The sequence below is a fragment of the Streptomyces sp. NPDC047853 genome, from assembly GCF_043204535.1.
Taxonomy (GTDB): Bacteria; Actinomycetota; Actinomycetes; order Streptomycetales; family Streptomycetaceae; genus Streptomyces.
Genome location: NZ_JBIDCI010000003.1, coordinates 534,696 through 549,338 on the forward strand (window position 1 = coordinate 534,696; position 14,643 = coordinate 549,338).

A 14,643-nucleotide genomic window follows, 5' to 3' on the forward strand; every position below is an offset into this window, starting at 1 on the left:
CTGCGGACGGACGCGGGGCGCCGGGAACGAGCGCCGGGACCGCCCGGAAACGGCCGGTAAACAGGTGGGCTCCGCGCGGCCGATACGCTAGGGGTGTGACGTTCCCGGTAGTCGGTATGGTCGGCGGTGGCCAGCTCGCTCGTATGACACACGAGTCGGGCATCCCGCTGGGCATCAGGTTCAAGCTCCTCAGTGACACCCCTCAGGACTCTGCGGCGCAGGTCGTGAACGAAGTCGTCATCGGCGACTATCGCGACCTGGACACGCTGCGCGAGTTCGCGCGCGGCTGTGACGTGATCACCTTCGATCACGAACACGTGCCGACCGAGCACCTCAAGGCCCTGGAGGCGGACGGCATCCCCGTGCGCCCCGGCCCCGAGGCGCTCGTGCACGCCCAGGACAAGGGCGTGATGCGCGCGAAGCTCGTCGCGATCGGCGTGCCCTGCCCACGGCACCGGATCGTGAGCGATCCGGCCGACGTGGGCGCCTTCGCGGGTGAGGGCGACGGGTTCCCCGTGGTCCTCAAGACGGTCCGCGGCGGGTACGACGGCAAGGGCGTGTGGGTGGTGGACTCCGTCGAGGAGGCCGCCGAGCCGTTCCGCGCCGGCGTGCCCGTGCTCGCGGAGGAGAAGGTCGACTTCGTCCGCGAGCTGGCCGCCAACGTGGTCCGCTCCCCGCACGGCCAGGCGGTGGCCTACCCCGTCGTCGAGTCCCGCCAGGTCGACGGGGTCTGCGACACGGTGATCGCCCCCGCCCCCGACCTGGACGAGGGCCTCGCCCTGCGGGCCGAGGAGATGGCGCTCAGCATCGCCAAGGAACTCGGCGTCGTCGGCCACCTCGCCGTCGAGCTGTTCCAGACCCGCGACGGCCGCATCCTCGTCAACGAGCTGGCGATGCGCCCGCACAACTCGGGCCACTGGACCATGGACGGCGCGATCACCTCGCAGTTCGCCAACCACGTCCGCGCCGTCCTCGACCTGCCGCTGGGCGACCCGCGTCCGCGCGCCCCGTGGACGGTCATGGTCAACGTCCTCGGCGGCGACTACCCCGACATGTACTCCGCGTACCTGCACTGCATGGCCCGCGACCCGCAGGTCAAGATCCACATGTATGGCAAGGACGTGAAGCCCGGCCGCAAGGTGGGCCACGTCAACACCTACGGCGACGACCTGGACGACGTGCTGGAGCGCGCCCGTCACGCTGCCGGCTACCTGAGAGGGACGATCACCGAATGAGCCAGGCCAGCCCGGTCAGCCCGATCGTGGGCATCGTCATGGGGTCGGACTCCGACTGGCCCGTCATGGAGGCCGCCGCCAAGGCGCTCGACGAGTTCGAGGTCCCCTACGAGGTCGACGTCGTCTCCGCGCACCGCATGCCGCACGAGATGATCGCGTACGGCGAGCAGGCGGCCGGACGCGGCCTGAAGGCGATCATCGCCGGGGCCGGTGGCGCCGCCCACCTGCCCGGCATGCTCGCCTCCGTCACCCCGCTGCCCGTCATCGGCGTGCCGGTGCCGCTGAAGTACCTGGACGGCATGGACAGCCTGCTCTCCATCGTGCAGATGCCGGCCGGCGTCCCCGTCGCCACCGTCTCCGTGGGCGGTGCCCGCAACGCCGGGCTGCTGGCCGCCCGCATGCTCGCCGCGCACGACGAGGAGCTGCAGGGCCGCATGCGCGAGTTCCAGCAGGAGCTGAACGACCAGGCCACCGAGAAGGGCAGGCGGCTGCGGAACAAGGTCGGGGGCCCGGCCGCGGGCTTCGGCTTCGGGAAGTGACGCGGATGACCTCGCTGGAGCCGGCCCGCGCACTGCTGCGCGAGTTCCCCGTCGTGGACGGCCACAACGACCTGCCCTGGGCGCTGCGCGAGCAGGTGCGCTACGACCTCGACGCCCGGGACATCGCCACCGACCAGTCCGCCCACCTGCACACCGACCTCGCCCGGCTGCGGGCCGGCGGCGTCGGCGCGCAGTACTGGTCGGTGTACGTCCGCTCGGACCTGCCCGGCGCGGTCACCGCGACGCTGGAGCAGATCGACTGCGTACGCCGGCTGATCGACCGCCACCCGGGCGAGCTGCGGGCCGCGCTGACCGCCGCCGACATGGAGGCCGCGCGGACCGAGGGCCGGATCGCGTCGCTGATGGGCGCCGAGGGCGGCCACTCCATCGACAACTCGCTGGCCACGCTCCGCGCGCTGTACGCGCTCGGCGTGCGCTACATGACGCTCACCCACAACGACAACATCGCGTGGGCCGACTCGGCGACCGACGAACCCGGTGTCGGCGGCCTGTCGGCCTTCGGCCGCGAGGTCGTGCGGGAGATGAACCGCGAGGGGATGCTGGTCGACCTCTCGCACGTCGCCGCCACCACCATGCGGGACGCGCTGGACACCTCCACCGCGCCGGTGATCTTCTCGCACTCCTCCGCGCGGGCCGTCTGCGACCACCCGCGCAACATCCCGGACGACGTCCTGGAGCGGCTGCCGGCCAACGGCGGCGTGGCGATGGTGACGTTCGTGCCGAAGTTCGTGCTCCAGGCGGCCGTGGACTGGACGGTCGCCGCCGACGAGAACATGCGCGCGCACGGCTTCCACCACCTGGACACCGGCCCCGAGGCGATGAAGGTCCACCGCGCCTTCGAGGAGCGCACCCCGCGTCCCGTCGCCACCGTGTCGACGGTCGCCGACCACCTCGACCACATGCGCGAGGTGGCCGGGGTCGACCACCTCGGCATCGGCGGCGACTACGACGGCACCCCGTTCACGCCCGACGGCCTCGCCGACGTCTCCGGCTACCCGAACCTGATCGCCGAGCTGCTCGACCGCGGCTGGTCCCGGGCCGACCTGGCCAAGCTGACCTGGAAGAACGCGGTACGGGTGCTGGGCGCGGCGGAGGACGTGGCCCGGGGGCTTCAGGCCACCCGGGGGCCGTCCAACGCGTCGCTGGAGGAGCTGGACGGCTGAGCCGTCCCCTCGGGGAGGGCGGGGTAGTCGGTGTAGCCGGTCGCCCCGCCCACGTACATGAGGTACCGGTCCCGCACCGGGTTCAGCGGTGCGCCCAGCCGCAGCCGCCGCACCAGGTCGGGGTTGGCGAGGAACGGCCGGCCCAGGGCGATGAGGTCGGCTCCCGCCTCCAGCAGCCGTTCGGAGGCGCGCCGCACGGAGTCCGCGGAGGGCGTCCCGCCCAGGACCGGGTTGGCGATCAGCACGCCGGGCCAGCCGGCGCGGATGCTCCGGAACACCGGGGCGTGCGGGTCGGCGTACACCAGGTGCAGGTACGCGAGCCCGAGGCCGCCGAGCCGCTCGGCCAGGGCCGGGTAGATCTCCTCGGTCTCGCCCTCCGCGATGCCGTTGACCGTGTTGCCGGGGGAGACCCGCAGCCCCACCCGTTCGGCGCCGATCTCGGCGGCCACGGCCTCGGTCACCTCGACCGTGAAGCGGAGCCGCCCGGCGAGGGAACCGCCGTAGCCGTCGGTGCGGCGGTTGGTGTTGGCCGCCAGGAACTGGTGCAGCAGGTGGCCGTTGGCGGAGTGCACCTCGACGCCCTCGAACCCGGCGTCGAGCGCGTTGCGGGCGGCCCGCGCGAAGTCGGAGACGGTGGCGCGGATGTCCTCCCCGGTCATCTCCCTCGGGACGACGGAGGGCCGGTGCCCCTCCGGTGTGAAGATCGTCTCGGGCAGGGGGACCGGCGAGGGCGCGACCGGTGTGAGTCCGCTGGTCGCGGGGTGGCCGACCCGGCCGCCGTGCTGGAGTTGGAGGAACATCCGCCCGCCCGCCCGACGGACCGCGTCGGTCACCTGCCGCCAGCCCGCCACGTGCCGGGCGCTGTGGACGGCGGTGATGTTCGGGTAGGTCTGCCCGACCGCGTTGGGCGTCGCCGCCTCGGCGATGATCAGCCCGGCGGAGGCCCGCTGGGCGTAGTGGGTGGCCATCAGAGGGGTCGGCGTGCCGTCGGCCTCGGCGCGGTTGCGGGTGAGGGGGGCCATCACCAGACGGTTGGGGAGGGCGAGCGGGCCGAGGGACGCGGAGGCGAAGAGGTCGGTCGAGTTCGTCATGCCCGTACGCTAGAACCTGACACTGATGTCAGAATCAAGGTCCGGTGAGCGAGGCAGGGGAGAGGACGTACACATGCGGATCGGTGAACTCGCCCGGCGCACGGGTGTCAGCGAGCGCTCGCTGCGGTACTACGGGCAGCAGGGGCTGCTCACGGCCGAGCGTACGGCCGGCGGGCACCGCGCGTACACGGAGGCGGCGGTCGACCGGGTCATCCGGATCCAGGAGCTGTACGCGGCCGGGCTGTGCAGTGACAAGATCGCCCAGCTCCTGCCCTGCATGCGGGACGGGGACGGGGGCCCCTCGGCCGCGGCCTCGCCGAAGCTGGTCGCCGACCTCACCGCCGAGCGCGCCCGCATCGACCGGATGATCGCGGACCTGCTCCGCTCCCGGGACACCCTGGACGAGGTGATCGAGGCGGCCCGGGGCTGAGCCGTCCCCGGGGTCCGTACCCCCGAACGCACCGTCCACCAGGAAGCCCTTTCCGCTCCGTGCGACGGTGGCCGTATCGCACGACGACCGTACGGAGCCCGCCATGGCAGACCTCCAGGACGACCTGCACACCGGTACCGAGGCCGGCGAGCTCGACGACCTGCCCGTGCCGTTGCCGGCGGCAGTCTTCCCGCCGGAGCCCTACGCGCCCGTGTCCGACCCCGACGACGAGCCGCTGTCCCGGGCGCACGCCGTGCTGGCCGCCCACCCCGTCGCCGACGGCTACAGCGGCCTGCCCTGGGCGCTCAAGCACCTGCCCTGGTACGACCTGGAGCTGGGCGAGAGCTCCGTCGACACGGACGTGCCGCGGCTGCGCGAGGGGCACGTGGGCGCGTTGTTCTGGTCGCTGCACCTGCCCGAGGCCCTCGACGGCGACCGGGCGGTCGGCGCGACGCTGGAGCAGTTGGACCTGGTGAAGACGGTGGTGCGGGCGCACCCGGAGGGCCTGCGCCTGGCGTACGACGCGGGGCAGGCCATCGACGCCCGCAACTGCGGCCGGGTCGCCGTGCTGCCGGGCCCGGCCGGCGCCGCCGCCCTCGGTGACCGCCTCGGCATCCTGCGCAGCCTGCACGCCCTCGGATTGCGCATGCTCACGCTGACCGGGGCGTCCTGGGCCGGCGAGGCCGGGCTGACCCGGTTCGGCGAGGAGGTCGTCCGGGAGATGAACCGGCTCGGCGTGATCGCCGACCTCTCCGGTGCCTCCACCGAGACCATCCGCCGTACCTTCGCCGTGTCCAAGGCGCCGGCGCTGTGCACCCGCTCCGCCGCCCGGGCCCTGCGCCCGCACCCCGCGAACCTCCCCGACGACCTGCTCGTGGAGCTGGGCGCGTCCGGCGGCCTGTGCATGGTGCCGCTGACCGCCGAGCAGACCGGCCCGACCGTCCGGGACGTCGCCGACCACCTCGATCACGTCCGTTCGGTGGCCGGCCCGCAGAGCGTCGGCCTGTCCGGCACCTACGACGCCGGCACCGCCCACCCGCTGGAGCTGGGCGACGCCACCGGCTACCCCCGGCTCATCGCCGAGCTGTTGCGGCGCGGCTGGGAGGAGTCCGACGTGGCCCTGCTGACCTGGGGGAACGTCCAACGGGTGCTGCGGAGCGCGGCGTTCACCGCCCGGGCGGCACAGCTGCGCCGGGAGCCGTCGACGGCGACGATCGCCGAACTCGACGGCTGAGGGCCACCTCGGTCGAAGGCGCCCCCTTCCGGCCCGGCGCGGTCAGAGGTGTTCGATGCGGCACAGGCAGAACGGATGCCCGGCCGGATCGGCGTACACCATGAAGTCCTTCTTCTCCCGGTCCTCCAGGTCCAGCGGCCGGGCGCCCAGGGCGAGCACCCTCTCGTGGGCCGCGTCCATCTCCTCCCAGGTCGCCCCGCCGTGGAAGTCGAGGTGGAACTGCTGGGCGTTGCGGTCCGCGCGCGGCCACTCCGGCGGGGTGAGCCCCTCGGCCCGCTGGAAGGACAGCCTGGGGCCGCCGGGCACCTGGAGCACCACCCAGTCGGGGTCCTCCTCCTCGGGGGTGCCCCCGCCGACCTCCGCGTAGAAGCGGGCCAGCTCGAGGGGTTCGGGACAGTCGACGACGACGGAACGGAAGCGTGCCACAGGTGCCACGGGGGCCTCCCGGAGTAGAAGGGTGGGTTCAGCAGGCGCAAAGGCAGAACGGGTGCCCGGCCGGGTCGGCGTAAACCCGGAACGACCGCGCCCGGTCCTCCGCGTCCAGCGGCTTCGCGCCCAGCTCCAGCACGGCCTTCTCCGCCGCGTCCAGGTCCTTGACGTCGAGGTCCAGGTGGAACTGCTGCTGCCCGTCGTCACCGGGCCACTTCGGCGGTACGTGGCCGGGGGAGCCCTGGAAGGCCAGGGTCCGGCCGCCCGGCAGATTCAGGTCCACCCACTCGTCGTGCTCGTCGCTGCGGTCCTCGATCGTGCCGCCGAGGACGCCGGCGTAGAAGCGGGCCAGGGCGTGCGGGTCGGGACAGTCCAGGACGACGGGGCCCAGTTCGGCGACAGCCATGACTTCCTCCTTGAGGTCCGTCGGTTACCAGCAGAGGGCGGGTAACCAGTAACGGTTACTCCATGCTCCCGTAATGGGGGTAACGTCGCAAGCATGAACGAGCGTTCCGTCGCGCCGGGAGGCCTGGAGCTGGTCGAGCGGCTGGTGAACTCCCTCGACCTGGAGACCGGTGCCGACGCGCTGGACACACCGCAGGGCCGGGCGCGGCTCGGGCTCACGGAGGAGGAGGCGCCCGGGGCGCGCGAGCTGCGCGAGTCCCTGCGCGCGGTCCTGCTCGCCCACGCCGGCCACCCGCCGCACCGGGCGGTGACCCCGCTGGGCGAGCTGCTGGCCGCCGCCCCGCTGGTGGTGACGGTCGACCCGGCCGACGGCGCCGCCGCCCTCGCCCCGGCCCGCGACGGCTCCCTGACCGCCCGCGTGGCCGCCGCCGTCGCCGAGGCGCTGGTCGCGGGCACCTGGACGCGGCTGAAGGCCTGCGAGGCGGCCGACTGCCACTGGGCGTACTACGACCGCAGCCCGGCCGGGCGCGGCCGCTGGTGCTCGATGCAGGTGTGCGGGGCCCGTGCCAAGATGCGCCGGTACCGCGCCAAGGGGGCGTGAACCGACCGCACCGCACGGGCGGACGCGGCGCCCGGTGGGGCAGAATGCAACCGGCGCCGGTTCGGCCGACTGAGCCTCGGCCGAACCGGCGCCGCCTTCGTGCAGCGCGCTCCTAGGCGGTCGGACGGCCCATCGCCCGGTACGTCCAGCCGGCCTTCCGCCAGGCCTGCGGGTCCAGGGCGTTGCGCCCGTCCAGGATCACCCGGGCCGTGACCGCCTCGCCCAGCGCCTCGGGGTCCAGCTCGCGGAACTCCCGCCACTCCGTCAGGTGCAGGACGACGTCGGCGCCGCGTACCGCCTCCAGCGCGGAGTCGGCGTAGCCGAGCGTCGGGAACAGCCGCCGGGCGTTCTCCATGCCCTTGGGGTCGTAGACCGTGACCTGGGCGCCCTGGAGGTGGACCTGCCCGGCGACGTTCAGCGCGGGGGAGTCCCGGACGTCGTCCGAGTCGGGCTTGAAGGTGGCGCCGAGCACCGCGACCCGCTTGCCGAGGAAGGGGCCGCCGCCCAGCGCCTGCCGGGTCAGCTCCACCATCTGTCCGCGCTGGCGCATGTTGATCGAGTCGATCTCGCGCAGGAAGGTCAGCGCCTGGTCGGCCCCCAGCTCACCGGCGCGCGCCATGAACGCCCGGATGTCCTTCGGCAGGCAGCCGCCGCCGAACCCGATGCCGGCCCGCAGGAACTTCCTGCCGATGCGGTCGTCGTACCCGATCGCCTCGGCCAGCTTGGCCACGTCGCCGTCGGCCGCCTCGCAGACCTCCGCCATCGCGTTGATGAAGGAGATCTTGGTGGCGAGGAAGGAGTTGGCGGAGGTCTTCACCAGCTCGGCGGTCGGGAAGTCGGTCACGACGAACGGCGAACCCTCCGCCACCGGCGTGGCGTACACCTCGCGCAGCAGCCTCTCGGCGCGCTCGCTGCGCACGCCGACCACGATCCGGTCGGGGTGCAGCGTGTCCTGGACGGCGAAGCCCTCCCGCAGGAACTCGGGGTTCCAGGCCAGCTCGGCCTCGTCACCGGCCGGCGCGTGCGCGGCGAGGTAGGCCGCCAGCCGGTCGGCGGAGCCCACCGGCACGGTCGACTTGCCGACGACGAGCGCGGGGCCCGTCAGGTGCGGCGCGAGCGAGGCCAGCGCGGAGTCGACGTACGACATGTCACACGCGTACTCGCCGTGCTTCTGCGGGGTGTTCACGCACAGGAAGTGCACGTCGCCGAAGGCCGCGACCTCGGCGAAGTCGGTGGTGAAGCGCAGCCGGCCGGTGGAGCCCTCGATCCCGGCGACGTGCCGGCCCAGCAGCTCCTCCAGACCGGGCTCGTACATCGGGACCTGGCCCCGCTGGAGCATCTCGATCTTCTCGGGCACCACGTCCAGGCCCAGCACCTCGAAACCGAGCTCGGCCATGGCGGCGGCGTGGGTCGCGCCGAGGTAGCCGGTACCGATCACGGTGATCTTGAGGGCCATGGGTGCTCCAGAGGTGTACGGCACAGGTGCGCGCCCGAGCATATCCGGGGCGCGGGGCGGACCCCTTCGGCGGCTGTCGTCTACCTCACCTATCCACGAGCGCGGGCGGGCCCTAAAATTTGGGTTACTTAACGGTAGTTAGCGTGCCCCGCATCACAGCGTTTTGGAGCGTGAGAGACCTTGGCCGGATCGGCTGACTTCGACCTGTACCGCCCGTCCGAGGAGCACGACATGCTCCGGGACGCCGTCCGCTCCCTGGCCGAGGCGAAGATCGCGCCGCACGCCGCCGAGGTGGACGAGGAGGCCCGCTTCCCGCGCGAGGCCCTCGCCGCCCTCACCGCGAACGACCTCCACGCGGTGCACGTCCCCGAGGAGTACGGCGGCGCGGGCGCCGACGCGCTCGCCACGGTGATCGTCATCGAGGAGGTCGCCCGCGTCTGCGCGTCCTCGTCCCTCATCCCGGCGGTGAACAAGCTCGGCTCCCTGCCGGTGATCCTCTCCGGCTCCGAGGAGCTGAAGAAGAAGTACATGGCCCCGCTCGCCAAGGGCGAGGGCATGTTCTCCTACTGCCTCTCCGAGCCCGACGCGGGTTCCGACGCGGCCGGCATGAAGACCAAGGCCGTGCGCGACGGCGACTTCTGGGTGCTCAACGGCGTCAAGCGCTGGATCACCAACGCGGGCGAGTCGGAGTTCTACACGGTGATGGCCGTGACCGACCCCACCAAGCGCTCCAAGGGCATCTCCGCCTTCGTCGTCGAGAAGTCCGACGCGGGCGTCTCCTTCGGCGCCCCGGAGAAGAAGCTCGGCATCAAGGGCTCGCCGACCCGCGAGGTCTACCTCGACAACGTCCGCATCCCCGCCGACCGCATGATCGGCGAGGAGGGCACCGGCTTCGCCACCGCGATGAAGACGCTGGACCACACCCGCATCACCATCGCCGCCCAAGCCCTCGGCATCGCCCAGGGCGCCCTCGACTACGCCAAGGGCTACGTCAGGGAGCGCAAGCAGTTCGGCAAGCCGATCGCCGACTTCCAGGGCATCCAGTTCATGCTCGCCGACATGGCCATGAAGATCGAGGCGGCCCGGCAGCTGACGTACGCCGCCGCGGCCAAGTCCGAGCGCGGCGACAGCGATCTGACCTTCCAGGGCGCCGCCGCCAAGTGCTTCGCCTCCGACGTGGCGATGGAGGTCACCACCGACGCCGTGCAGCTCCTCGGCGGCTACGGCTACACCCGTGACTACCCGGTCGAGCGCATGATGCGCGACGCCAAGATCACGCAGATCTACGAGGGCACCAACCAGGTCCAGCGCATCGTCATGGCGCGCAACCTGCCGTAACCGGTCGGCGCGCGCCCGGACGCTCAGTCGTCGAAGCCCTCCGCCACCCGCCGCTCCCGCAGCTCCATGATGGCGCGGCGGCGGGCCAGGCGGTGGGTGCGGCGGATCTGGGCCTCCTGGTAGCGGCGCTTGTCCTTCTCGGTCTCGGGGAGCACCGGCGGGACCGTGCGGGGCTTGCCGTCCGCGTCGACCGCGGCGAAGACCAGGTAGGCCGAGCCGACCTGGGTGGCCGGGGTGGACTCGTTCCAGCGCTCGGCCAGGACCCGCACGCCCACCTCCATGGAGCTGCGGCCAGTCCAGTTGACCTGGGCCTTCACATGGACGAGGTCGCCGACGCGGACCGGTTCGAGGAACGCCATCTCGTCCATGGACGCGGTGACGGCGGGGCCGCCGGAGTGCCGTCCGGCCACGGCGCCCGCCGCGTCGTCGACGAGCTTCATGATCACCCCGCCGTGCACCGTCCCCAGGAGGTTGGTGTCGCTGTGGGTCATGATGTGGCTGAGGGTGGTGCGGGAGGCCGAGGTCGGCTTGCCCGGGATCTCCGGAGCCGCCGGCCGCTCGGCCGAGGCCTGTTCTGCCTGGTCTGTCATGGCCTCCACCTTATGCCGGGGCGACAGCCGTGCGATTTGTGTCAGCTTCGCAACAGGGCCGACCCTATTTTCCGACGACCCTTGTATGGGCCGTGGGGCGGACCTGCACACTGGTGCGCATGAATGATTGGCCCGAGGGATGGTCCGGCGACAACCGCGGCGACCGGTACGGACGCGGCAGCGCGAGCGCACGGCCCGAGAGCGCGCGCGTGATGCGCCAGGTCCGCCGCGGCGCGGCGCCGCCGCCCGGGCAGTCCGCCCCGCCGTACGGCGGGGTGCCGCAGCAGCCGTCGTACGTCGACGGCCAGGGCCACGGCGGACAGGACGGCTACGACAGCGGGTACAACACCGGCCAGGTCTACGGCAGCCCCGGCGGTCCCGGTCCCGGCCGGCCCGCGCCCGACTGGCGCCGCCGGATCAAGTGGACCGCGATCACGCTGGCCACCGTGGTCGTCGTGACGACCGTCGGCACCTACTTCTGGGCCGACTCCAAGCTCAACCGCGAGGTCGACCTGTCCAAGGTCATCGAGCGTCCCGGGGCCGGCGAGGGCACGAACTACCTGATCGTCGGCTCGGACAGCCGCGAGGGCATGACCAGCGAGCAGAAGAAGGACCTGCACACCGGCTCCGCCGAGGGCAAGCGGACCGACTCGATGATGATCCTGCACACCGGGGACAACGGGTCGACGCTGATCTCCCTGCCCCGCGACTCGGACGTGGAGATCCCCTCCTTCGTCGGCTCCGAGTCCGGCAAGAAGTACGAGGGCACCGGCCGGCGCGTGAAGCTGAACGCCGCCTACGCGGAGGACGGCCCCGAGCTGCTGGTGCGCACCGTCGAGCACAACACCGGTCTGCGCCTGGACCACTACGTGGAGATCGGCTTCGCCGGCTTCGCCAACATCGTGGACTCGGTCGGCGGCGTCGAGATGGACATCCCGCAGGACATCAAGGACCCGAAGTCCGGCGCCGACCTCAAGAAGGGCAAGCAGACCCTGAACGGCGAGGACGCCCTCGCCTTCGTCCGTACCCGGTACGCGCTGGCCGGCTCCGACCTGGACCGGACGAAGAACCAGCAGAAGTTCTTGTCGGCGCTGGCGAACCAGGTGGCCACCCCCTCGACCGTCCTCAACCCGTTCAAGCTGTACCCGACCATGGGCTCCGGCCTGGACTCCCTCGTCGTCGACAAGGACATGGGCCTGTTCGACCTGGCGAGCATGTTCTGGGCGATGAAGAGCGTCAGCGGCGGCGACGGCACCTCGATGAACATGCCGGTCTCCGGCAGCGTCGGGGGCAACCTCAGGTGGGACGACGCCAAGGTGAAGCAGCTGGTCGAGCAGCTCGAGAACGACGAGAAGGTCACCGTCTCCGGCAACTGAGCCCGCGGTGGCCCCGGTAGCCCCCGGTGACCGCCCGCGCGGTCACCTCTCCCCGCACACCACCTCGTCGCCGCGCACCACCGTGCCCGACTCCTGCGGCGGGTCCGCCGGCCGCACCTTCGCCACGTCCTTGAAGCCGGCGCCCGCGATCACCTTCAGCGTCGGGCCCTGGCCCCTGACCGGCCGCAGCTCGCTGCCGGGCAGGGCGGCGGCCAGCGACTTCGCCGAGTTGTCCCAGCGGGGGTCGAAGGCGACGACCGTCCGCTGCACCGCGCGGTCGACGGCGTTCCGCGGCACCCGGGTGGTGCGGAACCCGGTCGCGGCCAGGGCGTCGTCCACCCTCCTGCCGAGGCCCGGGGTGCGCGTGCCGTTCTCCACCTGGACCCGGATCTGCTTCGGGTCCACCGGCACGCGTACGGGAGCCGGGCCCTTCGGCTTCGGCCGGGGCGCGGTCAGCGGCTCGTCCTCGCGCAGGGCGTCGAAGATCCGCCCGGACTTGGCCGGGTCCCACTTCAGGGTCGAGCCGACGCCCTTGACGGCGTAGCCCATCTGACCGATCGGCACGGTGGTGAACTCCGAAGAGGACGGCGAGAAGTTCCGCATCGCCCGCCCCAGCGCCAGCATCTCGTCGGTGCCGAAGCCCTCGTCGGCCCGGACCGAGCCCAGCACCGCCTGGGTGACGTCGCGGAACCTGATCGGGTTCAGCAGCAGTCCCGAGGACGTCGCCCGGTCGATGAGGGCGGCCAGGAAGCGCTGCTGACGCTTCATCCGGCTCAGGTCCGAGGCCCCGTCGAGGTGGCGGGCGCGGACGTACTGCAGCGCCTGTCCGCCCTTCAGCTCGTGGGTGCCCGCGGGCAGGTCGAGTCCGGTGTAGCGGTCCTTGAGCGGCTGGGCGGTGCAGATCCGCACGCCGCCGAGCACGTCCACGGTCTTCATGAAGCTGGTGAAGTCGACCTCCAGGTAGTGGTCGATCTTCACCCGGGTCATGTTCTCGACCGTGCGGACGGTCAGTTGCGGGCCGCCCTCGGCGTAGGCGGCGTTCAGCTTGAGCGGGTGCCCCTTGTGGTGCTCACCGGTGGTGCGGTCGGTGTGGTCGGGGGTCTCGGCGTAGGAGTCGCGCGGCAGGCTGACCACGCTCGCGCGTTCCCGGTCCTCCGAGATGTGCACGATCATGATCGTGTCGGTGCAGTGGCAGGGGGCGCCGCCCAGCTTGTACCGGCGCCGCTCCTCCGCGGTGATGCTGTCGCGGCCGTCGGTGCCGACCAGCAGGACGTTCATGCCGTCGCCCGCCCGCGGCCGGTTCTTCATGTCCTTGAAGGCGTCCACCCGCGAGATGTCCGCGTCGAGGCCGGAGAGCACCGCGTGCCCGATCCCCGCCGACGCGAGCACCACCACCGACAGCGCGGTCACCGCCCGCACGGCCCAGCGCGGCTTCCTCCGCCGTACGGGCGGCCGGGGCGGGCGCCGGGACGGTCGCCCGCCCCGCTGCGGCGGGGGGCCGCCGCGGGGGGACGAGGCCGGGACCCGGGGGGAGCGGGGCGGCGTGGGCAAGGTGACACCTCCGCGAGGACGGGCCGTGCGGCCGGGGGTGGAATCCGTGAGCACCGTAGGCCCATACGATCTGCTGCCCGGGTCCGTGCCCCCGCGGCGCGCACCCGTGTCCCCCGTTCGCGGTAACGTGAGCACCGATGAACGCCAAGTCCGACGTGCGGCCGCCCGCCGTTTCCGTGATCATGCCCGTCCTCGACGAGGAGCGGCACCTGCGCGGTTCCGTCCGCGCCATCCTCGCCCAGGAGTACGCAGGCGAGATGGAGGTCGTGATCGCCCTCGGTCCCTCGACGGACCGTACGGACGAGATCGCCGCCGAGCTCGTCGCCGAGGATCCGCGCGTGCACACCGTGCCGAATCCCACCGGCCGTACGCCCGCCGCGCTGAACGCCGCGATCAAGGCCTCCCGCCACCCCGTCGTCGTCCGCGTGGACGGCCACGGCATGCTGTCGCCGAACTACATCGCCACCGCCGTACGGCTCCTGGAGGAGACCGGCGCGCAGAACGTGGGCGGCATCATGCACGCCGAGGGGGAGAACGCCTGGGAGGACGCCGTCGCCGCCGCGATGACGTCGAAGATCGGGGTGGGCAACGCCGCCTTCCACACGGGTGGGCAGGCGGGCCCCGCCGAGACGGTCTACCTGGGGGTCTTCCGCCGCGAGGCGCTGGAGCGGCAGGGCGGGTACAACGAGGAGTTCATCCGCGCCCAGGACTGGGAGCTGAACTTCCGTATCCGCGAGGCCGGCGGCCTGATCTGGTTCTCGCCCGAGCTGCGGGTGTCCTACCGGCCCCGGCCGAGCGTGCGCGCCCTGGCCAAGCAGTACAAGAACTACGGCCGCTGGCGGCACGTCGTCGCCCGCTACCACTCCGGCTCGATCAACCTGCGCTACCTCGCGCCGCCGACGGCCGTGTGCGCCATCGCGGCCGGCGTCGTGGTGGGCGCGGCGCTGACCCCGTGGGGCTTCGTGGTGCCCGGCGGCTACCTGGCGGCGATCGTCGCGGGCTCGGTCCCGGCGGGCAAGGGGCTGGGGCTGAAGGCGCGGGCGCAGATCCCCGTGGCCCTGGCGACCATGCACATGTGCTGGGGCTGGGGCTTCCTGACCAGCCCGCGCTCGCTGGCCAGGAAGGTCATCGCCTCGCGGCGCCCGGCGGTCCAGCCGGACGCGGACGCCGCCGAGGCGCACTGA

General features: G+C 72.5%; 15 protein-coding genes. 9 read left to right on the plus strand and 6 right to left on the minus strand.

The window, feature by feature from the left end:
* Positions 1–95: 95 nt before the first annotated feature.
* From ACGF5T_RS09300 to ACGF5T_RS09310, 3 genes are read left to right on the plus strand one after another with little or no spacing between them, the layout of a single operon-like run.
* The gene (locus tag ACGF5T_RS09300) at positions 96–1,235 is read left to right on the plus strand and encodes a 5-(carboxyamino)imidazole ribonucleotide synthase (protein WP_356608800.1); all 1,140 of its coding nucleotides are present in this window, start codon (positions 96–98) and stop codon (positions 1,233–1,235) included.
* Positions 1,232–1,774, plus strand: a complete 543-nt coding sequence (gene purE / locus ACGF5T_RS09305; RefSeq protein ID WP_366766767.1) for a 5-(carboxyamino)imidazole ribonucleotide mutase — start codon at positions 1,232–1,234, stop codon at positions 1,772–1,774. Before ACGF5T_RS09300 ends, purE begins: the two co-directional genes overlap by 4 nt.
* A gap of 5 nt (positions 1,775–1,779) precedes the next feature.
* The gene (locus tag ACGF5T_RS09310; protein ID WP_361013665.1) at positions 1,780–2,958 is read left to right on the plus strand and encodes a dipeptidase; all 1,179 of its coding nucleotides are present in this window, start codon (positions 1,780–1,782) and stop codon (positions 2,956–2,958) included.
* On the opposite strand, the gene ACGF5T_RS09315 is transcribed toward ACGF5T_RS09310, so the two are convergent.
* Complete coding sequence (locus ACGF5T_RS09315; protein ID WP_366766766.1) at positions 2,907–4,049, minus strand: alkene reductase; 1,143 nt, start codon at positions 4,047–4,049, stop codon at positions 2,907–2,909. The genes ACGF5T_RS09310 and ACGF5T_RS09315 overlap by 52 nt on opposite strands.
* Positions 4,050–4,122: 73 nt before the next feature.
* Between ACGF5T_RS09315 and ACGF5T_RS09320 the strand changes: the two genes are divergently transcribed.
* The gene (locus ACGF5T_RS09320) at positions 4,123–4,479 is read left to right on the plus strand and encodes a MerR family transcriptional regulator (RefSeq protein WP_361013660.1); all 357 of its coding nucleotides are present in this window, start codon (positions 4,123–4,125) and stop codon (positions 4,477–4,479) included.
* A 103-nt stretch (positions 4,480–4,582) separates the two neighbouring features.
* Positions 4,583–5,713: a dipeptidase gene (locus ACGF5T_RS09325; RefSeq protein WP_366766765.1), complete on the plus strand. Its 1,131-nt coding sequence runs from the start codon at positions 4,583–4,585 to the stop codon at positions 5,711–5,713.
* A 42-nt stretch (positions 5,714–5,755) separates the two neighbouring features.
* Here the strand turns inward: ACGF5T_RS09325 and ACGF5T_RS09330 are convergent, their stop codons facing one another.
* The gene (locus ACGF5T_RS09330) at positions 5,756–6,148 is read right to left on the minus strand and encodes a VOC family protein (RefSeq protein WP_356608788.1); all 393 of its coding nucleotides are present in this window, start codon (positions 6,146–6,148) and stop codon (positions 5,756–5,758) included.
* A gap of 28 nt (positions 6,149–6,176) precedes the next feature.
* Positions 6,177–6,548 (minus strand): VOC family protein, encoded by a 372-nt coding sequence (locus tag ACGF5T_RS09335; protein WP_361013653.1) that lies wholly within the window; start codon positions 6,546–6,548, stop codon positions 6,177–6,179.
* Positions 6,549–6,641: 93 nt separating this feature from the next.
* On the opposite strand from ACGF5T_RS09335, the gene ACGF5T_RS09340 reads away from it, so the two are divergent.
* Positions 6,642–7,148: a CGNR zinc finger domain-containing protein gene (locus tag ACGF5T_RS09340; protein ID WP_361013650.1), complete on the plus strand. Its 507-nt coding sequence runs from the start codon at positions 6,642–6,644 to the stop codon at positions 7,146–7,148.
* A 112-nt stretch (positions 7,149–7,260) separates the two neighbouring features.
* Here ACGF5T_RS09340 and ACGF5T_RS09345 read toward each other — a convergent pair whose 3' ends face one another.
* Complete coding sequence (locus ACGF5T_RS09345) at positions 7,261–8,604, minus strand: UDP-glucose/GDP-mannose dehydrogenase family protein (protein WP_366766764.1); 1,344 nt, start codon at positions 8,602–8,604, stop codon at positions 7,261–7,263.
* Between the two features lie 180 nt (positions 8,605–8,784).
* Here ACGF5T_RS09345 and ACGF5T_RS09350 point away from each other — a divergent pair, with 180 nt between their 5' ends.
* Positions 8,785–9,942: an acyl-CoA dehydrogenase gene (locus ACGF5T_RS09350; protein WP_366766763.1), complete on the plus strand. Its 1,158-nt coding sequence runs from the start codon at positions 8,785–8,787 to the stop codon at positions 9,940–9,942.
* A 23-nt stretch (positions 9,943–9,965) separates the two neighbouring features.
* Here ACGF5T_RS09350 and ACGF5T_RS09355 read toward each other — a convergent pair whose 3' ends face one another.
* Complete coding sequence (locus ACGF5T_RS09355; protein WP_356608778.1) at positions 9,966–10,532, minus strand: acyl-CoA thioesterase; 567 nt, start codon at positions 10,530–10,532, stop codon at positions 9,966–9,968.
* A 119-nt stretch (positions 10,533–10,651) separates the two neighbouring features.
* On the opposite strand from ACGF5T_RS09355, the gene ACGF5T_RS09360 reads away from it, so the two are divergent.
* Positions 10,652–11,908, plus strand: coding sequence for an LCP family protein (locus tag ACGF5T_RS09360; protein ID WP_356608776.1), 1,257 nt, complete (start codon positions 10,652–10,654; stop codon positions 11,906–11,908).
* 42 nt (positions 11,909–11,950) lie between these two features.
* On the opposite strand, the gene ACGF5T_RS09365 is transcribed toward ACGF5T_RS09360, so the two are convergent.
* Complete coding sequence (locus ACGF5T_RS09365; protein ID WP_366766762.1) at positions 11,951–13,327, minus strand: LCP family protein; 1,377 nt, start codon at positions 13,325–13,327, stop codon at positions 11,951–11,953.
* Between the two features lie 269 nt (positions 13,328–13,596).
* Here ACGF5T_RS09365 and ACGF5T_RS09370 point away from each other — a divergent pair, with 269 nt between their 5' ends.
* Positions 13,597–14,643 carry a glycosyltransferase family 2 protein gene (locus ACGF5T_RS09370; protein ID WP_356608772.1) on the plus strand — a complete coding sequence of 349 codons (1,047 nt, stop codon included), beginning with the start codon at positions 13,597–13,599 and terminating at the stop codon, positions 14,641–14,643.

What these genes read in the sequence shown, in the direction of transcription:
- purE (WP_366766767.1), top strand. Translation starts at nt 1,232, where the DNA reads ATGAGCCAGGCCAGCCCGGTCAGCCCGATCGTGGGCATCGTCATGGGG.
- ACGF5T_RS09310 (WP_361013665.1), top strand. Translation starts at nt 1,780, where the DNA reads ATGACCTCGCTGGAGCCGGCCCGCGCACTGCTGCGCGAGTTCCCCGTC.
- ACGF5T_RS09315 (WP_366766766.1), bottom strand. Translation starts at nt 4,049, where the DNA reads ATGACGAACTCGACCGACCTCTTCGCCTCCGCGTCCCTCGGCCCGCTC.
- ACGF5T_RS09320 (WP_361013660.1), top strand. Translation starts at nt 4,123, where the DNA reads ATGCGGATCGGTGAACTCGCCCGGCGCACGGGTGTCAGCGAGCGCTCG.
- ACGF5T_RS09325 (WP_366766765.1), top strand. Translation starts at nt 4,583, where the DNA reads ATGGCAGACCTCCAGGACGACCTGCACACCGGTACCGAGGCCGGCGAG.
- ACGF5T_RS09335 (WP_361013653.1), bottom strand. Translation starts at nt 6,548, where the DNA reads ATGGCTGTCGCCGAACTGGGCCCCGTCGTCCTGGACTGTCCCGACCCG.
- ACGF5T_RS09340 (WP_361013650.1), top strand. Translation starts at nt 6,642, where the DNA reads ATGAACGAGCGTTCCGTCGCGCCGGGAGGCCTGGAGCTGGTCGAGCGG.
- ACGF5T_RS09345 (WP_366766764.1), bottom strand. Translation starts at nt 8,604, where the DNA reads ATGGCCCTCAAGATCACCGTGATCGGTACCGGCTACCTCGGCGCGACC.
- ACGF5T_RS09355 (WP_356608778.1), bottom strand. Translation starts at nt 10,532, where the DNA reads ATGACAGACCAGGCAGAACAGGCCTCGGCCGAGCGGCCGGCGGCTCCG.
- ACGF5T_RS09360 (WP_356608776.1), top strand. Translation starts at nt 10,652, where the DNA reads ATGAATGATTGGCCCGAGGGATGGTCCGGCGACAACCGCGGCGACCGG.
- ACGF5T_RS09370 (WP_356608772.1), top strand. Translation starts at nt 13,597, where the DNA reads ATGAACGCCAAGTCCGACGTGCGGCCGCCCGCCGTTTCCGTGATCATG.